The organism is Cellvibrio sp. UBA7661, from assembly GCA_002483365.1.
Classification (GTDB): Bacteria; Pseudomonadota; Gammaproteobacteria; order Pseudomonadales; family Cellvibrionaceae; genus Cellvibrio.
Genome location: DLHT01000018.1, coordinates 1 through 22,873, shown reverse-complemented (window position 1 = coordinate 22,873; position 22,873 = coordinate 1). Strand labels below are relative to the sequence as shown.

Annotated in this window: 22 protein-coding genes and 1 tRNA gene; 7 read left to right on the top strand and 16 right to left on the bottom strand. The window is 47.2% G+C overall.

Going from position 1 to position 22,873, the window contains the following annotated elements:
• Positions 1–72: 72 nt before the first annotated feature.
• From B2739_RS15330 to B2739_RS15305, 6 genes are all read right to left on the bottom strand, one after another.
• Positions 73–2,577 (bottom strand): flagellar hook-basal body complex protein, encoded by a 2,505-nt coding sequence (locus B2739_RS15330; protein WP_331346724.1) that lies wholly within the window; start codon positions 2,575–2,577, stop codon positions 73–75.
• 49 nt (positions 2,578–2,626) lie between these two features.
• Complete coding sequence (locus tag B2739_RS15325) at positions 2,627–3,328, bottom strand: flagellar hook assembly protein FlgD (RefSeq protein ID WP_331346723.1); 702 nt, start codon at positions 3,326–3,328, stop codon at positions 2,627–2,629.
• A 13-nt stretch (positions 3,329–3,341) separates the two neighbouring features.
• Positions 3,342–3,791: a flagellar basal body rod protein FlgC gene (flgC, locus tag B2739_RS15320; protein ID WP_049629660.1), complete on the bottom strand. Its 450-nt coding sequence runs from the start codon at positions 3,789–3,791 to the stop codon at positions 3,342–3,344.
• 57 nt (positions 3,792–3,848) lie between these two features.
• Complete coding sequence (gene flgB, locus B2739_RS15315; RefSeq protein ID WP_331346722.1) at positions 3,849–4,250, bottom strand: flagellar basal body rod protein FlgB; 402 nt, start codon at positions 4,248–4,250, stop codon at positions 3,849–3,851.
• A gap of 262 nt (positions 4,251–4,512) precedes the next feature.
• A complete protein-coding gene (locus tag B2739_RS15310) occupies positions 4,513–5,391 on the bottom strand; it encodes a protein-glutamate O-methyltransferase CheR (RefSeq protein ID WP_331346721.1) in 879 nt (292 codons plus the stop codon).
• A gap of 54 nt (positions 5,392–5,445) precedes the next feature.
• Positions 5,446–6,402, bottom strand: a complete 957-nt coding sequence (locus B2739_RS15305) for a chemotaxis protein CheV (protein WP_331346720.1) — start codon at positions 6,400–6,402, stop codon at positions 5,446–5,448.
• 180 nt (positions 6,403–6,582) lie between these two features.
• Between B2739_RS15305 and flgA the strand changes: the two genes are divergently transcribed.
• The 5 genes from flgA (at position 6,583) to B2739_RS15280 (ending at position 9,372) form a co-directional block, all read left to right on the top strand.
• Positions 6,583–7,341: a flagellar basal body P-ring formation chaperone FlgA gene (gene flgA / locus B2739_RS15300; protein WP_331346719.1), complete on the top strand. Its 759-nt coding sequence runs from the start codon at positions 6,583–6,585 to the stop codon at positions 7,339–7,341.
• A 177-nt stretch (positions 7,342–7,518) separates the two neighbouring features.
• The gene (flgM, locus tag B2739_RS15295) at positions 7,519–7,833 is read left to right on the top strand and encodes a flagellar biosynthesis anti-sigma factor FlgM (protein WP_331346718.1); all 315 of its coding nucleotides are present in this window, start codon (positions 7,519–7,521) and stop codon (positions 7,831–7,833) included.
• Positions 7,834–7,964: 131 nt separating this feature from the next.
• A complete protein-coding gene (locus tag B2739_RS15290; RefSeq protein ID WP_331346717.1) occupies positions 7,965–8,441 on the top strand; it encodes a flagellar protein FlgN in 477 nt (158 codons plus the stop codon).
• Positions 8,442–8,491: 50 nt separating this feature from the next.
• Positions 8,492–8,567: transfer RNA gene (locus B2739_RS15285), tRNA-Arg, on the top strand.
• Between the two features lie 94 nt (positions 8,568–8,661).
• On the top strand, positions 8,662–9,372 hold the full coding sequence (locus tag B2739_RS15280; RefSeq protein ID WP_331346716.1) for a 16S rRNA (uracil(1498)-N(3))-methyltransferase: 711 nt from the start codon (positions 8,662–8,664) through the stop codon (positions 9,370–9,372).
• Here the strand turns inward: B2739_RS15280 and B2739_RS15275 are convergent, their stop codons facing one another.
• Together B2739_RS15275 and ald are read right to left on the bottom strand one after the other, a co-directional pair.
• Complete coding sequence (locus tag B2739_RS15275) at positions 9,373–11,814, bottom strand: putative bifunctional diguanylate cyclase/phosphodiesterase (RefSeq protein WP_331346715.1); 2,442 nt, start codon at positions 11,812–11,814, stop codon at positions 9,373–9,375.
• A 151-nt stretch (positions 11,815–11,965) separates the two neighbouring features.
• A complete protein-coding gene (gene ald, locus B2739_RS15270) occupies positions 11,966–13,099 on the bottom strand; it encodes an alanine dehydrogenase (protein ID WP_331346714.1) in 1,134 nt (377 codons plus the stop codon).
• A gap of 250 nt (positions 13,100–13,349) precedes the next feature.
• On the opposite strand from ald, the gene B2739_RS15265 reads away from it, so the two are divergent.
• Together B2739_RS15265 and pgm are read left to right on the top strand one after the other, a co-directional pair.
• Positions 13,350–13,883 (top strand): hypothetical protein, encoded by a 534-nt coding sequence (locus B2739_RS15265; RefSeq protein ID WP_331346713.1) that lies wholly within the window; start codon positions 13,350–13,352, stop codon positions 13,881–13,883.
• A gap of 154 nt (positions 13,884–14,037) precedes the next feature.
• Positions 14,038–15,678 carry a phosphoglucomutase (alpha-D-glucose-1,6-bisphosphate-dependent) gene (gene pgm / locus B2739_RS15260; protein WP_331346712.1) on the top strand — a complete coding sequence of 547 codons (1,641 nt, stop codon included), beginning with the start codon at positions 14,038–14,040 and terminating at the stop codon, positions 15,676–15,678.
• Positions 15,679–15,728: 50 nt separating this feature from the next.
• On the opposite strand, the gene B2739_RS15255 is transcribed toward pgm, so the two are convergent.
• The 8 genes from B2739_RS15255 to B2739_RS15220 all read right to left on the bottom strand — a co-directional run bounded on the left by B2739_RS15255 (position 15,729) and on the right by B2739_RS15220 (position 22,511).
• Positions 15,729–16,586 carry a pirin family protein gene (locus B2739_RS15255; protein ID WP_331346711.1) on the bottom strand — a complete coding sequence of 286 codons (858 nt, stop codon included), beginning with the start codon at positions 16,584–16,586 and terminating at the stop codon, positions 15,729–15,731.
• A gap of 173 nt (positions 16,587–16,759) precedes the next feature.
• Entirely contained in the window at positions 16,760–17,155 is a 396-nt protein-coding gene (locus B2739_RS15250; protein WP_331346710.1) for an OsmC family protein, read from the bottom strand.
• 23 nt (positions 17,156–17,178) lie between these two features.
• A complete protein-coding gene (locus tag B2739_RS15245; RefSeq protein ID WP_331346709.1) occupies positions 17,179–17,658 on the bottom strand; it encodes a pilin in 480 nt (159 codons plus the stop codon).
• Between the two features lie 30 nt (positions 17,659–17,688).
• A complete protein-coding gene (locus tag B2739_RS15240) occupies positions 17,689–17,943 on the bottom strand; it encodes a GNAT family N-acetyltransferase (RefSeq protein WP_331346708.1) in 255 nt (84 codons plus the stop codon).
• A 131-nt stretch (positions 17,944–18,074) separates the two neighbouring features.
• Positions 18,075–19,478, bottom strand: coding sequence for a 30S ribosomal protein S12 methylthiotransferase RimO (gene rimO / locus B2739_RS15235; RefSeq protein ID WP_331346707.1), 1,404 nt, complete (start codon positions 19,476–19,478; stop codon positions 18,075–18,077).
• Between the two features lie 201 nt (positions 19,479–19,679).
• Positions 19,680–20,855: a PatB family C-S lyase gene (locus B2739_RS15230; protein ID WP_331346706.1), complete on the bottom strand. Its 1,176-nt coding sequence runs from the start codon at positions 20,853–20,855 to the stop codon at positions 19,680–19,682.
• Positions 20,856–21,019: 164 nt separating this feature from the next.
• Entirely contained in the window at positions 21,020–21,865 is an 846-nt protein-coding gene (gene dinD / locus B2739_RS15225; RefSeq protein ID WP_331346705.1) for a DNA damage-inducible protein D, read from the bottom strand.
• 124 nt (positions 21,866–21,989) lie between these two features.
• Positions 21,990–22,511 carry a sel1 repeat family protein gene (locus B2739_RS15220; RefSeq protein WP_331346704.1) on the bottom strand — a complete coding sequence of 174 codons (522 nt, stop codon included), beginning with the start codon at positions 22,509–22,511 and terminating at the stop codon, positions 21,990–21,992.
• Between the last annotated feature and the right edge of the window lie 362 nt (positions 22,512–22,873).

Below are 22,873 nucleotides of genomic sequence, written 5' to 3'. Positions count from 1 at the left end.
AAGCAAATGAAACCCCAATAGAAAGCGGCAAAGAGCTTCCGCCCTTTGCCGCTGTGTAATCAGGTGATTTTATTATCGTAAGTTGATAATGGTTTGGGTGGTGGCGTTCGCGGTTTCAATGGTTTTGGCGTTTGCCTGGTAGTTGCGTTGGGCAATAATCAGGTTAACCAATTGCTCCGACAGATCCACGTTCGATTCTTCCACCGCACCAGCCACCACATTCCCCAGTTGGGATGAGCCGGGAGCGCCCACAATCGCCTCACCCGATTCAAATGTCTGTGCCCACATGGTATCGCCTGTTGGTTTCAAACCATCCACACTGGCAAAGTTAGCCAGGGCCACCTGCCCTAATACTTGTGCTTCACCGTTAGTGAAACGGGCAAACACAATACCGGTATTGCTCACATCCAAACCTGCCAAACGGCCAGTGGCGTAACCATTTTGATCCAACTCTTCTACTGAAAACACGCTACCAAATTGGGTGCTGCCTTCAAGATCAATCAAAAAATTAGAACTGGCTGGTGGCTCAGCTACGGGTATAGTCCCGCCCTGCAATACATTCAACGGCCCCAGTGCACCAACGGGTTGTCCATCTTCGCCAAGTGGAGTCCAGTTAGAAATAAGGATCGCATCTGTCATGGACGCATTGATAGTACCTTCAGGTGTGAAGTGCACATCAAACGACGCCATAGTCGGCGCGATATTGTCTGGTGATGGCAAAGTTGGATCGGGATCACCTACGTTTTGACCATCAATTTGCACATACATTTTCCAATGGTTAGGCGACGTTGTTGGATCAGCTGGATCGTAAGCTTGCTTCACAAAATATTGACGCATTGAATGAACATTTCCCAGGCTGTCATACACAGGTGTAGTCGTTGCGTGGTTAAATGTTTTTTGATCGTTGGGATCAAATGCGTTAATCGGCACAGGAGTAAAGAAAGTCGGATCACCAATTGCGCCAAACATAACGCCTGAACCAGCAACAATAGGAGTAGTGAGTGTGCTGTTGGTAATCGAATATCCTTCCTGCATTGTTACTGTAATCACTCCCCCCACTTTAATCGCACTATTGACAAGCGCTGGATCCGCATTTGTATCTAATTGTTGTAACTCACCTTGGCTACCAACAATCGCAACTGCATCTCCTGTAGTTCCAAATGAGAAGTCCAAATCACGCCCGGTTGCAGAAACCACTTCAAGATCGCCAGTTGTTTCGTTAACGCTCGCAGTAATTCCAAATAGAGTAGATTTGCTGAGACTATTAATTTCTTTCGCAAGATCATCCATTGTTGCAGATGTATCAGATGACAGAACAACTCCATTTAATGTGAAAGTACCTGTACTATTTGTAAACGGAATTGCCGGAGCAGCTGGCCCAGGAACTGCCGGAACGGCAGGTATTTCTCTTAAAATTGTTGCTGTTGTACGTGCCGTTGCGCTAATTCCAGCAAGCGAGTTTAACTCCGATGCGGTTACATCTGCACCTGCACCATATTTACTAATGTAAGTGACTGGCGCAGAAGTTCCTGGACCTTGAATTACCAAAGTATGTGATGCGTACTTATTGTTAGCCGCAGCCTCACCCTCAGTAATATTCGCAGGTGTGATTGCCGATACAGCAGTAGTGAGTCCATTAGTAGGGACTACAAGAGGGCCAGCACCATCAGGATCGACAGCTGTAATATTCAACTGAGAAGCAACACCTGCAGATAAATCCCGAATTTTCAAACGCCCATCAGTATCAACAAATGCTTGAACATTAAGAGGAACCGGGCTGCTGAAATTCTGATTGTTGATTTCATTTGCAACAGCAGTCAGATTGTTATATGAACCGGGGGAAATTGTAATATTCAGAGTCTGAGCACTTCCTCCCGGAGCAGTACGAGATAGCTGCAACACAGTAGCAGCAATAGCTGGTGGGCCTGCAGTTGGAGATTGGATTACTATAGGGGAAACCGGTGTAGCAACAGCAGTAGCAATATCGATGGTTGATGTTAAAGGCTGTTTCAAACCGAGTGATGCATTACCAATTCCAGTTCCATTAGTAGAAAATCGTTGTCCTGTTGTCTCCAATACCAATTCATTGGAATCCAAATTGTAAGAGGCAAATACACCCGTAGTCTGGCGTGGGTCTTGCGAACTTACATCGACACGCAAGTCACTTAATATTCCACTCACATTGCCATCGGGATCTGCAGCAAAACCTTGCAATAACGCGCCGGTTCCATTCACGATGTAACCATTTTTATCCAACCCGAATGTGCCTGCACGGGTATACAAACGCTCACCGTTTTTTTCAACGACAAAAAATCCTTCACCATTAACCGACAAGTCCAATTCATTTTGGGTAAATTTCAAATTACCTTGCGTAAATTGTTGGCGAATATTTTGGATATTCACACCACTACCCGCAGTATTTGAACCACCACCCAATAAAGTGCTCGTATATACATCGCCAAATTCAGCGCGTGACGATTTAAAACCAACGGTACTGGCGTTGGCGATATTATTACCGGTCACTTGCAGATCAGTATTAGCTGCACGAATTCCGCTTAACGCTGTATTGAAAGACATATTACACCTCAGCCATAACGTTTAACGTTCAGGATTTTTTATCTAACCATTAATTAAATTGTTTTACTTTGTCTGCTTCAACCGCGCCTATACCTGCGAGGTTTAAAATCAATTTGCCGTTTTCACCAATCGTCACACTATTCACATTGGCGCTAAGCGATGTTTTCAGCGCTTCATTCTTGCCATCTTGATCAGCGGTAACCTCAAAGCGATATTCACCTGCAGCGGCGGCATCATCACCTGCTTCCCAATCCAGCAAATCGCCATTGATTTCCATATTTTGTCCATCCCAACGGAAGACCATTTCACCTTTGGGTACTTCACCAACAGGAATGGCTTGTACTAGCGCACCCTTTTCGTCGTAAATATTGATTTTCAAATTATTTGTGGAGTACGCCAAATCAGCACTACCCGCCACAATACCGCCTTTAACCAAGGTACTTTTTTCCGATTCAACAGTTACGCTGCGCCCAACCAATGACGACGCTTGCAGTGCGTTGTTCGACATAAAACTATTGAAGCTATTGTTTAAACGCTCCAGTCCTTCAACCGAACTGAATTGCGCCAACTGTGCAACAAATTCACTGTTGTCTTGCGGGCTCAATGGGTTTTGGTTGTTCATTTGCGTAATCATTAATTCCAGAAACGCAGCCTGACCTAACTCATTGGTATTTTTTTTCGTTTCTGTTTTTTTAGTGATACTTAAGTTGTCAGTAACACTATTGGCTGATGAAGTACCGGATACGCTCATGATTCAGCTCCTTTTATTGACCCAGAGTTAAAACACGTTGAACCATTTGCTTCGCAGAATTCATCACTTCCACGTTCATTTGGAATGAGCGCGATGCTGCAATCATGTTGGCCATTTCTTCTACAGGATTTACATTGGGATAATAGACGTAGCCTTCTTCATCGGCCTTTGGATGCGTGGGTTCATAGCGGCGTTGTAAAGGCGCATCGCTTTCAACAATACCCAGCACTTGCACACCGGCAGCTGCATCCACTTCGTTATCGCTATAAGTACCTTCGGTAACCGCGGCACGCATAGCATCTTGATGTATTGCGGCAAATACCGGCTGACGGCTGCGATACACTTCATTCACACTGGAGCTGGCCGATTGCGCATTAGCCAGGTTGCTGGCGGTTGTATTCAAGCGCAAACTTTGCGCATTCATACCAGTGCCCGCGATATCAAAAATAGTTCCAAGTGCCATGATTCAATACCTACAAAATTCGTTTAATAAACGCATTAACTACTTTGTTTATCTGCTTTAATCACCGCGAATGGCTGTACGCAATCCGGTGAACTTGCTATTTAAAAATTGAAAACTCGCCTGAAAAGCCAACGCGTTTTTCATGTATTCCGCGTGTTCAATTTGGTCTTCAACCGTGTTGCCATCAATCGATGGTTGCTGTGGAGTGCGATACAGCACATCACCATCGTCTGTTTCAAAACCGCTCGCATCGATATGGCGATTTTGAGTGGTGGTCAGATCAAACCCCGGACCGGGATTCATTTTTTGGCTCAGCGCCTGCTTGAAATCCAGATCTTTTGCTTTGTAGTTTGGCGTGTCGATATTGGCGAGGTTGTTGGCAAGTACGCTGGCACGCTCTGAGCGGAAGTGCAGTGCGGTCTCGTGGATACCCAATGCTTTTTGAAATGAAATTGACATATCAGCTTGCCCCTGCAGTAAGTTCAGACGGCAACCAAAACGGTTTACGCCTGCGTTTGCTAACTACAAAGCAACCCCTGTGCCAAAGACCAATATTTATTGTATCTAATTGATTTAAATGAATTTTTTAAGATGGGATACCACCTTCCCATGAGGGCGGCAAACACCAAGCGGCAAAGGATTTCCGCTTTTTAAACGGCAGAGGCAAAAACAAAAATGCCCGCTATAGCGGGCATTGGATAACGAGGAGAGAAAAATTTAATCAAATCGCTTTATAAAGAATTCCCGGATCGCAGCGCACCATTTCAAACAAATCCGCAGCACCTGCCAAACCTTCTGATGATCCCAGAAATAAAATCCCTTGCGGCTTTAACGCTGCGTGGATTTTTTGCAGAATCTGGCGTTTGAGATCGCCATTAAAATAGATCAGCACATTGCGACAAAATACGATGTCGAACTTACCCAAACCGGCATAGGAGTCCATCAGGTTTAATGAACGGAAATCGATCCGCTCTTTGACAACGCTTTTGACACGCCAGGTTGTAGGGTTTGGATTGTCGAAATAGCGCTCCAGGCGGTCTGATGATAAACCGCGCATTACCGACAATTTGTCGTACTCCCCTCGCCTTGCCTGTTCCAGAACAGTTGCGGATAAATCCGTTGCCACAATCTGCACTGGTCGCGCCAGATTACCCATTGCCTGACGCTTGTATTCCTCTACCATCATGCTGATCGAATAAGGCTCCTGACCAGATGAACAGGCTGCAGACCAAATACGCACCGGACCAAACATGCGGTTATTGCCCGCCATCAATTGTGGAAGCAGCGTATTTTTTAAATGATCGTAAGGATAGTTATCGCGAAACCAGAAGGTTTCATTGGTGGTCATTGAATCGATCACCTGATCTTTTAACTTGCGATTGAAACCTTGCTTCAAGACCCGCACCAACTCACCAAAGGAAGCAATATTATTTTCTTCCAATATGCGGCGAATGCGGTTGGTTACCAAATATTGCTTGTTATCACCGAGCGAAATACCGCAAGCGTCCTCAAGGAACTGGCGAAATTGGTCAAACTCTGCCTGGTCGAGATTGTCACGCCCCAGCGATTTGCCAAAAGGAGAAGACTCTTTATTAATCATATATTCCCAATGTAAAACAGTTGCTGCGTACTACCGGATCGCAGCAACACAAAATCACGCCTCTTCCGGCGGTAACAAGCTTTCACCGGTAATTGCCAGCACGCGATCATTGACACGCTTGGCCAATTCATCTGGATGGAATTTTGCCAGAAAATCATCAGCCCCCACTTTGCGCACCATTGCCTCATTAAATACACCGCTGAGTGATGTATGCAGAATAATGTGCAGATTCTTTAATTTAGGGTGATTTCTCACCTCTGCAGTAAAGGTATAACCGTCCATTTCCGGCATTTCGATGTCACAAATAATCATGACCAATTCGGCATAGGGATCTTTGCCTTCATTCAACAGATCTTGCAGATACTTAAAGCCTTCGGAGCCATCCTTTTTAAGTGTTGTTTTAATACCCATGCTCTCTACTACACGCTGAATTTGTTTGCGTGCGATAGTGGAGTCATCGATGATCAAGACATGCTTCTGCACAACCCGGTCTGCAATACCATCTTCAATTACCCCAGCGCTGACCTCTTCACGCGGTGGAGCAACTTCGGCAAGGATTTTCTCAACGTCAATAATTTCTACTAACTGACCGTCCACCTGGGTAACAGCCGTCAAGTAGTGCTCTTTACCAGCGCCCTTGGGTGGCGGGTGAATATCGCCCCAGTTCATATTGACGATACGCTCTACCGAACGCACCAGAAACCCTTGGGCGGTGCGGTTGTATTCGGTGATGATCACAAAACAGCTCTCAATATCCGGCAGTTCGCGTCGGCCAATCGCAAGGTTCATATCCATGATCGGTAAAGTACCGCCACGGATGTGTGCAACACCACGTACAACCGAACTGCGACCCGGGATCGCATTAAGCTGCGGGCACTGCAATACCTCTTTCACTTTAAATACGTTAATACCGTATAACTGCTGCCCACCTAACCGGAACAACAACAATTCAAGACGGTTTTGCCCAACCAGCTGCGTGCGCTGATTGACGCTATCCATTACCCCAGCCATGCAATTACCTCTTTTATTCTCAGTATTGCGGTTCCCGATGAGCCGAACGACAACAAATTTACGGCACAGTATTTGCTCTGATACCTGTAAAGCAGCTTAGCGGCAAAAAAGTGTCAGACTTTAGTCACTCTTTGTTTTCAATCTGGCACCCGGTTCTTACCCTTGAGGATAGGACAAAATATGGAACTTCCTAGTTTTTACAGAAGTTTTTATCGAACTTTATTACGAAATATTCTGCGCCAGAGCCGCGGTACAGCTGCCGCATGGGCTATTTTCTCTTTCTATTCCCTTAATCTCGCTGCAGCACCTGTTTATCCGCAACATCAACTGAAACAAGACGTTATCCAATTCCTTGCGAAAACCTACTCAACCACACCTCATGAACGTATCGACATCAGTGTAAGTAATCTGGATAAACGTTTGCGCCTTAGCCGATGTGAGTCGGCTCCTGTCTTTACCCTTCAAGACAGCACCGGCAATGGCGGCAACATCAGCGTCAAGGCGGAATGTGAAAGCGGCAAAAAATGGTCTGTTCATATACCGGCACAAGCGAACATTTACCGTGAGATTCCTGTGGCACAAGGCAACATCGCCCGCGGCGAATTGATTAACCAAGGCCACATAGGTACTCATCTCGTTAATATCAGCAGTATCAGGCAGGCATTTCTGGTAACAACCGAAGACATCATCGGCAAAGAAGCCAAGCGCAATATCAGTCAGGGAGAACCGTTCAAAACAGCACTTCTGGATGCCCCAACGGTTGTTAAGCGCGGTGAGCTGGTGAGTCTGGAATCATTCGCGGGCAGTATCAAAGTCAGTAGCGCTGGTACCGCCATGGCAGATGGCCGTGTGGGGCAAAAGATCAGGGTGCGGAATAACTCATCCGAGCGGATTATCAGTGGCATTGTCGTCGGTCAAGGGATCGTGCGGACGCTGTAGGTGAATGTTTTATTAAATTATTGCGAATAATTGCTAAAGTTAGGCAGGGTTTGGTCGATAACCAGACCAGAGAGTCTAAAAACTCTCGCCTGTCACGTATAGCAACCGCGACATTATTGATGTTAATCGCTACCACTACTTGTTTTTGAACTAGTTGATAGCAATAGGGGAAACAAAATGAACTTCAATACCAACAACAATCTGGATTCTGTCGGCACCAAAGGTGCTCGCAGCAAGCCTGCGGCTCCTGCGCCAGAAACCAAAACCCAAGCTCCCAGCCCAACACCTGCTTCGCCCAACGCGAGCGACCAGGTCGTACTGAGCCAGGAGGCGCAGAATTTAGGCCGCCTGCAAGCCAGGATCAACAGCTCACCTGACGTTGATATGGATAAGGTTGCCGACATCAGACGCGCCATTGCTGAAGGCCGTTTTGAAATTAATCCTGAGCGTATTGCAGAAAATATGCTCAACCAAGAGGATCTGCTGGGCTAACACGCCTGGAGTATCGGCAAAGGCACTTAAAGAAAGCGGATCCCCTACGCTTTTCTTAACTGCCCTCGCCTGTTTTGCGTCATTTAATTTGCACCCGCAAATTTGCACCATCACAAAATGAAGAGGTTGCTATGTCTCTCGATATCAATTCACTGCGCCAGATGATCGCGCAGGATGCCGCTGCTGTTTCACAACTCAAACAATTGCTTGTAGATGAACGAAGCTTGCTGGAACAACGCAAATTGAACGAGCTCCAACAAATCGTCGATCAAAAAATTGTGCTCGTTGATCAGCTGAACACCAATTCCAAGCAACGCCAACAAATATTGAATACGCTTGGATTACCGACCAATGCCCATGGTTGGGATCTATTTCTGCAGCGCAATGCCGCCACACTGCCCTTACGCGATGACTGGAAACTGGTCGTCAGTGAATTTGAAGATTGCCAAAAAATGAATGACATTAATGGCAAGCTGGTTGGGCGCACCCAACAAACTGTCAATCATTTGCTGGGGCTTTTGCGCGGTAAAGGCACCGCACCATCACTTTATAATGCGCAAGGCGCAAAAACCCAATTCTCATCATCCTACACAGTCGCCAAGGCTTAATGTTTTTCGCCTAACCCTATATAATCCGCGCCGCACAACATGTGCGGTGTGTCCCTGTAGTTTAATTGGATAGAACGTATGCCTCCTAAGCGTATGATGTGGGTTCGATTCCCGCCGGGGACGCCATTCAACTCCAGATTTTTCACTTCACTCTCACCACAGTAAATATTCCTGGCACAGGTTGCCAAATATTTGTTGTCATTTGCGTCTGCTATTGCGTATGAACCTGATCCTACTCACACAGGAAGATTTGCTGTCACCCACCCAAGCAGTCATTCGCGATGCACGGCGGCTTTCCCATATCCGTGAAATACACGGTGCCGCAACCGGTGAGACATATAAAGTCGGAATGCTAAATGGACTCATCGGTAAAGGAACACTGCTCAGTATCTCTGCGACAGAAGTAGTGCTGGAGTTAGAGATAACGGAAGCACCGCCACCGCCACTGCCCCTAACATTAATATTGGGATTACCACGCCCAAAAATGTTACGCCGTATATTCCAAACCATATCGACGCTAGGCGTGAAAGAGCTTCACTTGATTAACTCGTATCGCGTAGAAAAAAGTTATTGGCAAACGCCCTTCCTGGAACCAGAAGCAATTCACGAGCAATTGATTTTAGGTTTGGAACAAGGATGCGATACGCAATTGCCCAAGGTGCATTTGCACAAGCGCTTTAAACCGTTTGTGGAAGATGAGTTGCCGAACATTATTGCAGGCAGGACTGCGTTGGTTGCGCACCCCTATACCCATACGGAATGCCCGCGCGCTATTGATTATTCACTGAGCCTTGCTGTAGGACCTGAAGGGGGATTTATTGCCTATGAAATTGAATTGCTAAATAAAATTGGTTTTGAGGCAGTTCACCTGGGCCAACGGATCATGCGAGTAGAAACCGCCATCCCCTATTTGCTCGGCCACTTATTTTAATTATTTGTCGCACGTTAGAATTTCCTCAAACGATTCCAAAGGAACGGCTTGGCTAGACAGGTAACCTTGATAATAATCACAACCATAGGATTTCAAAATCGCCAGCTGCTCTGCTTCTTCAACACCTTCAGCAACCAGCTCCATATCCAACAAGCGCCCCATGGTAATAATAGTTTCCACTAACACGCGGTCATTGCGGTCGTCGATAATATCGCGCACAAATCCTTTATCGATTTTTAATGTAGTCACAGGCAAACGCTTGAGATAGCTGATAGAGGAATAGCCAGTACCAAAATCATCCAGTGAAAAACTAATACCTTTTTCACTCAATGTTGTCATGGTTTGAATGGCATCATCAACGCGTTGAATAACAATACCTTCAGTAATTTCCATGTCCAGGGAATCGGCAGGAATAGGATATTTTGCTAAGGTTGCGAGCACATCATCCGCAAACGCGGCGCGTCGGAACTGGCGAGGGCTGATGTTGATGCTCATGCGCATTCCGGGCCGCCACAAATCGGCTTGCTGCCATCTCACCAAAGTTTTGCACGCCGTCTCCAGCACCCATTGGCCCACATCGATAATCATGCCCGAGGTTTCCAACACGGGAATAAAATCGACGGGCGATATCATGCCTTTAGTGGGATGGTTCCAACGCAATAAAGCTTCTGCACCATCCACTCGCCCGGTTTGGATATGAATTTTGGGTTGATAATATAATTCGAATTGCGACTCTTCCAACGCACGGTGCAGATCGCCTTCCATCGTCAATTGACGGCTGACTTTATCGGCCATTTCTTCATTGAAAAACTCAATCGAATCACGACCTTTTTCTTTAACCTGATACATCGCTGTATCGGCATAGCGCAATAATTCATGCACGGAATTATTTTTATCGGGATACACAACAACACCCACGCTACACGTTACGCGCAGCTCCATGTTGTCGTATATGTAAGGCTGGGAAATAATTGTGCGGATTTTTTCACTGATCTCGCCAGCGCGCAAAGCAGCTGTTTCAATATTTTGGTCGAGTACTGTCAGCACCACAACGAATTCATCGCCACTTAAACGTGCCACCAAATCCTCTTCTCGCACAGACTGCTGCAAGCGCTCGGAAACTACTTCTAATACTTTATCGCCAACGGGATGCCCCAGGGAATCGTTGATGGTTTTGAATTGGTCAAGGTCAATAAACAAGACTGCCCCGAAATAACCATGGCGCTCTGCGCGGCGCAATTCGTGCTCCAATCGCTCCACTAATTGCAGGCGATTCGGCAAACCGGTAAGCGCATCGTGATGCGCCATGAATTCCATTTTTGCCTGCGCGTTTTTACGTTCGGTAATATCAACCGATACAATCAGAGCCACTTTTTCATCATAAAAAGCCAGCGGCATAATGTGCGTTTGCAAAAATAATTGTTTACCTGTAGCACTAACAAATCGCTCTTCAATGACATCAAGCTCTTCGTTACCGCGAATAACGCGATAATCATTAGCGAGCATAGTGTCGATATCAAACACTGAATTTTTAAGCAATTGACGCACATGCAAATTGCGCATTTGGTCAGGTGTATAACCCAACTCGTTAGCCAGTGCTTTGTTGGCAAACAAATAATAACCAGCGATATTGCGCGCACCGATCATGACCGGCAGGTGATCAATAATTTGGCGTAAATGCTCTTCACTTTTGCGCAGCGCCAATTCCACTGCACGACGCTTGGCCAGTGACAGTTCAACAATATCCAACAATTGATTGGAGCTGGCGATGAGCTGCGCCAATTCATCTTTGCGATGGGGCGGCAAATGCGTGAGGCGATTAACGCCCGGATGATCGGGATTGATGTTATTAATTTCACGGGACAAACGCACCAATGGTTTGGTCAGCGTGTAATAGAACACCACAAAAAGCAGCAACACCAAAAACATATTGCGCAGTAATCCCGTCATCAATGCCGTTTTTGAACGGTTGTAAAATCCTTCTAATGCCAAATCCATATCCACTGAAAAACGGATACTACCGGACGTACCGTCGCTGTAACCTGGCAATAATAAATTGGTGGTGTATTCGCGCATATTGTCCGTAATTTTATTAGTCAACCACCGCGTGTTGACTTCCGGGCGGGTGCTACTGCCCTGTGCCAATACGTTGCCGGTATCATCATAAATAACGACTTCATAAATAAAGCCGTAGCGCAACAACCCGTTTACAACTTCATAAGCCAGCTCATCATCCAAGGTGGACACCGAACGGACAGCAGGTGGAGTAGCAACTTGGACAACGCGGTCGATAAGGGTTTTGAGTTCTTTTTCCTGATTCAGAAAATCAAGATACAACTGTACTGAACTCAATATAAAGCTCAGGACAAAAGCCAGAATGATGCCGATTTTGGCAAGCTGGAAAGAGATGCCGTTAAAAAAGGAAGGCGCTTTATCTCTCATTAACCTAGGGTTTCCGGGACTAAATCTCGTTATATGAATGTGGGGCGGATATGCCCCATACAGGCATTCTCGGCTTACTTAGGCCTGAGTATAGATCAAGAATATTCTTGTGCCGAATCTATCCCTTTATTTACGCGGAGGCGATTATTCTTTATCCAGTAAACAGTTTGCCCTTATCTAACAGCTGGTTTGCGTCTACAAAAGGCAGGGAAAATGCACGCGCGACAGCCGCTTGTGTCAATTGGCCGCGATGGATATTCAACCCTGCACGAAACCCGACATCACTTGCCAACGCCGCCAAGCCTGATTCGGCGAGGCGCAAAATATAGCTAAGCGTTGCATTGGTCAAACCCAGTGTTGCCGTGCGCCCAACCGCGCTGGGGATATTGGCAACACAGTAGTGGATTATTCCCTCTTCAATATAAGTCGGGTGTTGATGGGTAGTCGGGCGCGAAGTCTCAAAACACCCGCCTTGGTCGATGGCCACATCCACCAGAACAGACCCCTTAGCCATTTTCCTGATCGATTCGCGACCAAGTAGCTTGGGCGCACTGGCACCGGTATTTAATACGCTACCGATAACCAGATCCGCATCCTGCGCATGAGCTTCTATTCGCTCCTGTACTGCGTACTCGCAGATCACACGGCCACGCCAAAGATCATCCAGATAACGCAGGCGCGCGATAGAGGCATCCATAACACGCACCTGTGCCCCCAAACCAACCGCCATGGCAGCGGCATTGGCACCGACTACACCGCCACCCAGAATCAATACATTGGCCGGTGCAACGCTGGGAATTCCACCCAATAGCACCCCTTTTCCGCCCTGCGCCATTTCCAGATGGTGCGCACCTGCCTGCACCGCCATACGCCCAGCAATTTCTGACATAGGTGCCAACAACGGCAATCGCCCTTGGGCATCTGCAAGCGTTTCGTATGCGATACAACTCGCGCCAGAGGACAACAACGCTTCGGTCAATGGACGGCTGGCAGCAAGATGCAGATACGTAAATAAAATGTGGCGATCATTCAACAGCGCAAACTCTTCGGTTTGCGGCTCTTTGACTTTGACAATCAACTCTGCACTGGCATAAACCGCCTCCAACGAATCCACCAACACCGCTCCCGCTTGTTGGTATGCTGCGTCGCTGAACCCCGAGGCATTGCCAGCGGTTTCCATCACATACACACTGTGGCCTGCCCTGATCAATTGCGCAGCACCGGCCGGTGTTAACGCCACACGGTTTTCACCTGTTTTTATTTCTTTTGGGATTCCAATACGCATAACAACCCCTACCTCTTTAATTGCCCTGTTTTATTGCCATTCATGTCGAGTATAGCCGTGCTTTAAAGGGAAATTTTTTATGCAAAATGCAAATACAAACACTGCACAGTGAGCAAAAGATGAAACTGGCGCGACTTATGCTGGATATATCCTGTACCGTCTTTTTGACATCACACGCTTCGCAAAAACGGTACTACAGAGAGTAAATCCGGTCTGTTGGTAATAAATGCTGACAATTTAGGACACTGCTGTGACAAAAATGGGGCGTATTGAGGTTGTTATGGGTATTGCTGTACAAGAACTGCGAGAGCTGGTTATTAAACCCTGCTTGCAGCTGCTAAATGACGATTCTGATACCGCTGAAAGCCTGCTACTTGGCACTGCTGCACAGGAGTCGTTATTGGGACAACATTGTTTCTGTCAAAAAACAAACGGCTTGGGAATCTACCGGATCACAGCAGAAAAACATCTGGAGTTATGGGACCAATATCTCGTGCAATTTCCCGAGCTTGCCTCGCTCCAGCGCGGCATGGCCAGCCAGCAACAGTTTTTGAAAAATCCTCATAATGAACTCATCACCAACCTCAGTTACTCAACCGGCATGGCGTGGATGATTTACCGCCGCGCAGGTATCGATACTCAAAAACCACTCGAATTCGCCGGCCTTGCTTCACTCTGGGCAGCATATTTTGATAACGGCACAGGCTGCCCTCGCCATGCTGATGATTTTGTCCAGACCTATCGGAATTTAATACTCGATGACAGTAAAAAATTAGTCGCGTAGAGATTGCATCTTTCTTTGCCGCTTGTTGACAGCGCGCACGCCTGTTGTATTTGCAGATAAATGAACTGATAAATGAAATAGAGAAATGAAATCAAAGCGAGTTACTATAGCGCTTTGTTATTCATCTGCAGAATCGAGTCGAACAGGAGTTTTTATGCCCACAAGCCCACTGGCTGGACAACTTTTACCCGCGGAATTGCTGGTAGACCTGCCCCAATTAATTGATGCCTATTACACCAACAAACCGGATGTAGGCATTCCTGAACAACGCGTAAGCTTCGGCACATCAGGGCATCGCGGTTCATCGTTCAATACCAGCTTTAACGAAAACCATGTATTGGCGATCAGTCAGGCCATCTGCGATTACCGCACACAAGCCGGTATTACCGGGCCACTCTATGTGGGGATAGATACTCACGCACTTTCCGAGCCAGCCCAAATCAGCGCGGTAGAAGTATTAGCGGCGAACGGTATAGAAATCATGCTTGCCAAAAATGGCGAGTACACACCGACTCCCGCTATTTCACACGCCATTCTCACCTACAACCGTGGCCGCACATCCGGCTTGGCTGACGGCATTGTGATTACACCCTCGCACAACCCGCCCGACAATGGCGGCTTCAAATACAACCCGCCCAACGGTGGCCCTGCTGACAGTGACATCACCAACTGGATGCAAGCGCGAGCCAATGAATTGCTGGAAAATAATTTGCGCGATGTAAAACGCATGGATTATCACCAGGCAATTAAATCAGCGACTACCCACCACCATGATTACGTACACAACTACGTTAAAGATTTGATTAACGTTATTGATATGGATGCAATCCGTGGAGCCAATGTGCACATGGGCGCAGATCCACTCGGTGGAGCCGGTGTGAATTTTTGGAGCGCCATCGCCGATTATTATCAGGTGAATTTAAAAGTCCTGAACACTGCTGTCGATAAAACATTTTCATTTATGACGGCCGACTGGGATGGAAAAATCCGGATGGACCCATCATCTGCCTACACCATGCAAGGCATGGTTGACCGTCGCAATTTATTTGATGTCGCATTCGCATGTGATGCCGACCACGACCGTCACGGCATTGTTGCGCCCAGTTGCGGCTTATTACCACCCAACCATTACCTCGCGGTTGCCATTGAATATTTATTTCAAAACCGCCCGTTGTGGAAAGCGGATACTGCGATTGGAAAAACCGTTGTCAGTAGCGCGATGATTGATAAAGTGGCGAAAAAAATTGGCCGCCGTCTGTATGAAGTACCGGTAGGTTTTAAATGGTTTGCGCCAGGCTTGTTCGATGGTTCACTCGGCTTTGGGGGTGAAGAAAGCGCAGGTGCGTCATTCTTGCGTATTGATGGCAGCGTATGGACTACCGATAAAGACGGCATTATTCCATCGCTGTTATCCGCTGAAATAAAAGCCAAAACCGGGCGCGACCCCGGCGAGTGCTACAAAATTCTCGCGGATGAATTTGGCCATGCAGCAGAGGCACGCGTAGAAGCACCGGCCAATACCGCACAGAAAAAAGCTTTGTCAAAATTATCACCAGCGCAAATTACATCAACTGAATTGGCAGGCGATAAAATTGAAAATATCCTCACCAATGCTCCAGGCAATAATGCCGGGTTCGGCGGTATAAAAGTGATGAGTAAAAACGGCTGGTTCGCGGCGCGACCATCCGGCACCGAAGAAATTTATAAAATTTATGCGGAAAGCTTTAAAGGAAAAGAACACCTGCAGCAGTTGATTGCAGAAGCGCAGGTGATTGTAGACAAAGCGATTTCGTAGTTTTCTTTTAATCCCCCTGCCCCCCTTTTTCAAAGGGGGGTTAACAACGCCTAACTAATCGTTGGCAACGGAATCCATTCCACTTCACCCGGCACCATTTCAAAGCCACCGTTTGTCCAACGCTCGCCCGCTGCGCGAAGTTTTTCACGCGATGACGCAACAAAATTCCACAAAATAAATCGTTCGCCATCCAAGGGCTCTCCCCCCAGTAATAAAATGCGCGCACCGCTCACGGTTGAAATAACTGCATGTTCATCCAACACTGCCAGGTGATATTCCGGCACTGGCTCATCGTTCACGGTCACATTTCCCCATGCGACATAAATCGCTAATTCCTGCTGCGGAAAATCCGGCTGGTATTGCGTATCTGCTCCGAGTGATAGATCAATGTAAGTCGTTTTGCTCGCTGTTTTTACGGGCGATTCAACATCAAAAGCACTTCCAATCAAAACACGCGCACTCAGTGCCGGTAAATTCACCGATGGAATTTCATCTGCAGCGTAATGCGCAAAAGAAGGTTCGCAATCTTCAACATCCGTTGGTAGTGCCAACCAGGTTTGGATACCTTCAACGGCATCCTGTTGTTCACGTATATCCTCCGGCAAGCGTTCGGAATGCACTATCCCCTTACCTGCGGTCATTATATTAATCGCACCCGGCTCTATGCGCTGCACACTCCCCAAACTATCGCGGTGCATCATGGCACCGGAAAATAAATAAGTGACCGTCGCCAAACCAAAATGCGGATGCTGGCGCACATCGCCTGCGGTAGTGCCCGCTTCAAAATGTGCAGGCCCCATGTGATCGACAAAAATAAATGGGCCAACACGTTGCTTTATGCGCGATGGCAATAAACGTTTGACGGTAAAACCAATGTCCTGTGTACGCGGCGGAATTAATAGTGTCATGATGAAATACTCTTAATAGATAATTTTTTGCTGCAATTTGTTTTCAAAATGATTAAGCAGTGCCGTTAACCGATAAGGTTGGTACTTACGTTGTTTATAGACCGCATAAACCGGCGTCAGTTGCGATTGATTGATATCAATTAATATTGAGGAGATATTGACCTTACAATAATTTATTGGCTTGTAGTACTGATGTTGATGGTTGCGTGCGATAGCAGTTTGTGGATGGGGCATTTTTCTACAATGCCCAATAATTGCGCGCGCTGTTCATCACTTAAATTTCCCACAAATTGAATTTTCATCGCCAGATTATATTCTCCCGATTTTTCTTTGGAGCTATCGCGCTCAATATCAACATTGACTGATTCCAACGGCATGCCGCGGCGTTTGGCAAACATGGTCAGTGTAATTGCAGTGCAAGCTGCCAAGGAAGAATCCAGCAAATCGTGTGGATCAGGTGCGCTATCTTCACCACCCAAATCCGCTTTAACATCGGCAAAGAATTCGTGATTGTCGATACGGATTTTCTGGCGATAAATTCCGCCGTTATCTTTTTGTAAATAAACCATGTTCACCTCGTCGTGTTTACGGATTAAATCCTGCAATTGAGTGGCAAATGTTTAATATCAATATCCGTCCTGTTCTCACCTACCGCCTGCATACCGGGCGGTGCTTCTGCTTTGCCGCAATTCCAGGAAATGGGGCTGTCAGGTGAATCTTTTACCACAATCGGTTGGATACTCAGTGTTTTACCTTTTAATTCCGGGTGTGCCTTGTTGCCAAAATGCAGATGAAATGCACCGTCTTTTAAATCGATACGGTCAACATAATTACCCAGCAGTTTATCGGGGGGAGGAATATTGGCTTCCTGATTATTTTTTAAAAACACATTGGCGCTTTTGTAATAAAACTCGACCAGTTTTTTATAATCACTGATCAACTCAACCGATTCGGTGACCTGACGTCGGCTGATGGTTGGGTCAGGCGTTGGCATTGCCATGAGTGCAATAATCGCGATAATCGCTACCACCACCATCATTTCTATTAATGTAAAACCATTTTTCACTTTCACACAGAATCCCTTTTTCATTTACTTAAAACATTAGCGGATAAACTTTGCGACATACCAGCAACTGGCATGCAGTTCAAAGTTCCGCTCCTTCGCCCACTTCAAGCCCGCACGCACCAGCTTTTCGGCAAAGCCCTGCCCGCGAAACGCAGGCGGAACAAACGTGCTGTAAAAATCAATTGCCTCTATACCGGCATTATTAAATAACCGATAGGCCAATACCGCCTCATCCCCTTCATGACGAATAACAAAACGGTTTTCTTCAACTAAATGCAATACATCTGTCATCGCAACCTCGATTGTTTTAGTACAACCACAATTATCTGTTCAGTGTAGGGCAAAGCGTAAAGACAACGCATAAAAAAATCCCCCACTGCGTGCGCAAATGGGGGATTTTTCAGACAGCGGGTATCTGTGCTTTAGACTTTAGTGCCCCACAGATCGTACTCGTCCGAGTGTTCGATCAACACATTGACCAAATCACCCGGCTTCACGTTTTCTTCACCGTTCAAATACACGCAGCCATCGATTTCCGGTGCATCCGCAAAACTGCGGCCAATCGCGCCTTCGTCGTCCACCTCATCAATCAACACCTGTAAGGTCTGACCGACTTTTTGTTTCAAACGTTCCGTGGAAATCGCCTGTTGCAATTGCATAAAGCGGTCATAACGTTCTTGCTTGATGTCATCAGGCACAGGATCAGGCAGTTCATTCGCTTTGGCACCCTCAACCGGCGAGTATTGGAAGCAACCTACGCGATCCAACTGCGCCTCTTGCAAGAAGTCCAACAATTGTTGGAAATCCTCTTCAGTTTCACCGGGGAAGCCCACAATAAAGGTGGAGCGGATGGTGAGATTAGGCACCTGCTCACGCCAGCTTTTGATGCGTTCCAGGGTTTTTTCAACCTGACCAGGGCGACGCATTTTGCGCAGCAGTGTCGGGCTTGCGTGTTGGAATGGGATATCCAGATACGGCAATACTTTGCCCTGCGCCATCAGCGGGATGATGTTGTCCACGTGCGGATACGGGTACACGTAGTGCAAACGCACCCACACACCCAGCTCACCCAATGCTGCCGCGAGCTGGTACATATCGGTCTTGAGTGGGCGGCCATCCCAGAAATCGGTGCGGTGTTTGATATCAACGCCGTAAGCCGAAGTATCTTGCGATATCACCAGCAACTCTTTCACGCCCGCCTTCACCAAGCGCTCCGCTTCGCCCATTACCTGGCCAATGGGGCGGCTCACTAGTTTGCCGCGCATATCGGGGATGATGCAGAAGCTGCAGGAATGGTTACAACCTTCAGAGATTTTGAGGTACGCGTAATGGCGCGGCGTGAGCTTGATGCCTTGCGGCGGGACTAAATCGGTAAAGGGGTTGTGCTGGGGCGATGGCGGCAAATGTTCATGCACTTGCGACAGCACTTCTTCATAGGCATGAGCGCCGGTAACACCCAATACATTCGGGTGAATCTGGATGATTTCGTCTTTCTTGGAACCCAGGCAGCCCGTCACCAATACTTTGCCGTTCTCAGCCAAGGCTTCACCAATCGCACCTAATGACTCTTGCACCGCGCTGTCGATAAACCCGCAGGTGTTCACAATCACCATATCGGCGTCGTTATAGGTCGGCACAATGTTGTAGCCTTCCATGCGCAGCTGGGTCAGGATCCGCTCTGAATCCACCAGGTTTTTAGGGCAGCCGAGCGACACAAACCCAATGGTATTACCCTTGTTGGCACCGCCAACCGCTTGACTGGCAAGGGTTTTCGCCGGGGTTTCCAAGGTGGTGGTCTGTGAAGGGTCGAAGGTATTAACAGTCATAAAGTCTCGCGCAGTGAAGGAGGCGGAAAAGAGCCTGAAAAAAGTCGGCGGATTGTACATGAAGCACGTAAAACTTCCATCCAAATTTGGATAAAAAACAACCAAAAAAGAATGAGAAAATCCGCCTTGGCTATCTGACTGGTCAGGGGGATTCGCTATTAGCCCTGCGCTTATAACGCAGAGCCGTAATGCAGATTCCCGTTATATGGGCATGCGTTCACACGCGCTGCGGATCGCTTCCAGCGCCTGCACAATAACGTCCTTCCGTGTACCGATATTCATGCGCATAAAACCGCTACCGCCCTCACCGAATACCGTGCCGGGGTTCATGCCGACTTTGCAGGTTTTGACAAAGAAATCGCGCAGGGCTGCATCGCTCAAACCCAGCCTGCGACAATCCAACCACAGCAAATAAGTTGCTTCGGGTTTGATCATGCGGATGCGCGGAATTTCACGGGCCATAAAATCCGCCGCAAAATCCCGTGTGGTTTCAAGGTAAGCCATCAATGCATCCAACCAGGCATCGCCCCCGCGATACGCCGCTTCAAATGCGGTGATACTGAGCGGGTTGTAATTGCCCACATGCAGCGCTTCAAATGCGCGCTTCATTGCAGTGCACTGTTGTTCATCAGGAATCACTAACGCCGATAATCCCAAGCCAGGAATATTGAACGATTTATTTGGCGCAATCGCGGTAATAATTTTATCGCCCGGTTGCGCAAGGCGGCCGAGCATAGTGTGTTTTACACCGGAGAAAAGTAAATCGCAGTGAATGTCATCCGAGAGAATAGTCAGGTCATACCGGCGTGCAATCTGCAACACCTGTTGCAATTCCGGCTCAGTCCACACACGCCCCACCGGATTATGCGGCGTACACAGCAGCAATAATTTTGCACCGTTTTTTGCGCAGCTTTCCAAATGATCCACATCCATTTCATAACGGCCTTTCACTTCGCGCAACGGGTTATTCACAAGCTGGCGGTTATTCGTGGTGACCGCTGAAAAAAACGGAAAATACACCGGCGGCTGCACAATAACGCCCTCGCCCTCTTGCGCAAACGCTTGCACCGCCGCAAACAAAGAAGGCACCACACCCGGTGCCAACACAATCCATTCGCGTTTGATTTCCCATTGGTGACGGCGCTGAAACCAATCAATAATCGACTGATATAGACTTTCAGGATAAAGCGAATAACCAAACACCGGATGCGCAATCCGCGCCTGCAACGCCTGCACCACACACTCCGGCACCGCAAAATCCATATCCGCCACCCACAAGGGGCTGACATCAGTAGTACCAAAATACTGCTGACGGCCATCAAACTTTACGGAGTGGGTATTTTCGCGGGCGATGATTTGATCGAAATTAAAAGCCATAAAAAGATGCTAACCAAAGAAGGGATAAGAACGGGTTGGTTGCATGATATACAACAAATTACAGCATGGGCAATTTTCACACCTATCTCTATACCAACTAAAAACGGATTATTCAGCTACTCGATAAGATTTTTATAAGCTGCATGTGTGGCTTGATCAGTTGCTTATTCACCGTCCAACTTGTCAGGATTTTGTAACGATTTTTTCTCGGCAGAAGACAGTCTGCGTTCTACTTTTTTCACATCTTCAGCCGGTGGTAAATGTTCAGGTCTAATACCTCGGCTTAGCAATGTTTGCCGCACAGCGTCGTTGTTGATGACATGCTCGTTGGAAATTTGCTTTTCACTTTGCATTTGTTGTGTACGAGCATTATGGATCGTTATCTCGGTCGCAAAATCTTTCGCTTTAAGAATAATGGTGGGAGCAAAATCAGCCAGCGGGCGATTATCAGGAACTTGCCACTGCGCCTTCATTGTGTGAGTACTTTTGCCAAATAAAGCCTGATCACCCTTGCTGCGAATTAGCGCAAAATTCTGATTACCACCCGTCTGTTCATAAATAACATGCGATAGCTCTTTTTCCGTATCGGACAATTTTTTTCGTGCCTGCACTCGCTCAGACTTCAACAAGCGCTGCTCAATCAATTCAGCCTTGCGAGTCTGCATAGCAAAGTAGGTTTGCGCAAAAGCAATCGGCTGTTTTCTTGAGTCACCGTTTTGAGCGATGAGATAACAGGCATAGCGGGTGAGCATTACATCATCAATTTCGCGCTGGCTGCCCGAGCCTAACTCGACCATTTTCCCGACGTCGGCAAAATGGTCTGCAATAGCATGGCCGGACAACTCACAGGCTGTTTTGGCCTTGGAAATCACACTTTGGAAGTTATCCCACTTGCCATAACCCAACAGGTGCTGCAAGTCGCGCGCAAGCCAATATTCAACCCCGTTTTCGGTCTGTTGGGCATGGCCTTCATAGGTAGCTGTAAGTGCTTGTATCTGTTGCTGTTCCATTGTCAGTCTCCGTTTATTCCAGCTTTTGGCAAGACCAATACTGTATATAAACACAGCATTAACATCAAGAAGCGAAAATAGCCGATTGGTGACAAGTTGTCACCGGTAGAAACCCAAAGACCGCCTAGCCCTTAAGGTGTTTTAAATATCGATTAACTTGTTTAAGAATGGTTTTATCGCCCTCACTCTTTTCTTCAATGCCGCGATAAATCAACTTGGCTTTCTCGCAATGCGGCAATGCTTTACGTGGGTTATAGGTACTCACCTCAGGGTCAGCGTAGGCATGGCACAAATGGTATTCCGCTTCAGTGTGCCCTAACGCAATCGCCCTATTCCAATAATCAATAGCCTCAGCTTTATTTTCCTCAACCCCGTAACCAAAAAATAACATATACCCCAAATTGCTAAGCGCACTAATTTGCAGCTCAGCATATTCATCAGGAATATCATCCAACAGCGAAAGCTCCTTCCACAAAGCCACCGATTTCTCGTATTGTTCATTTCGGTAATGGCAAGTACCGGTGTAAAACAGCTTTTCAGCTTGCGGGGAATCATCGGTTAGCTTTATGTCCGCCAATGAGCAGGACTCATTGGCGAAAACGAAGCGGGAGCAGAGGATTAAGAATAAAACGGTAAGTGATTTCATTTTCTTTCCTTGTGAAGAGCGATGTTCAATTTAGCACTTCTGCCAAAAGCAGAGATCGGCACTTACCGTAGGTTGCTGGTGAGGAACGAACCGCAACATGACATTGTTTCCGATTGCGATTTAAACGCCTCATGTAACCAAGCGATAAAAACACTAACATTTAAATAAAAACTCTTGCGTTGAAGCAAGCTGCCGAACTTCGCAGTTCGGTAGAGTCGAAGACTGGCGCGCCGAGTTTAGGTAGTGGCTTCCTACTCCTGCTCTTTCGATTTAATGCAGGTGACACTCCTTCTACCTTGCTCACGTTTCCAGCCCCCGCTCATCGAACCGGACGTGCAGATTTCCCGCATCCGGCTCTCGGA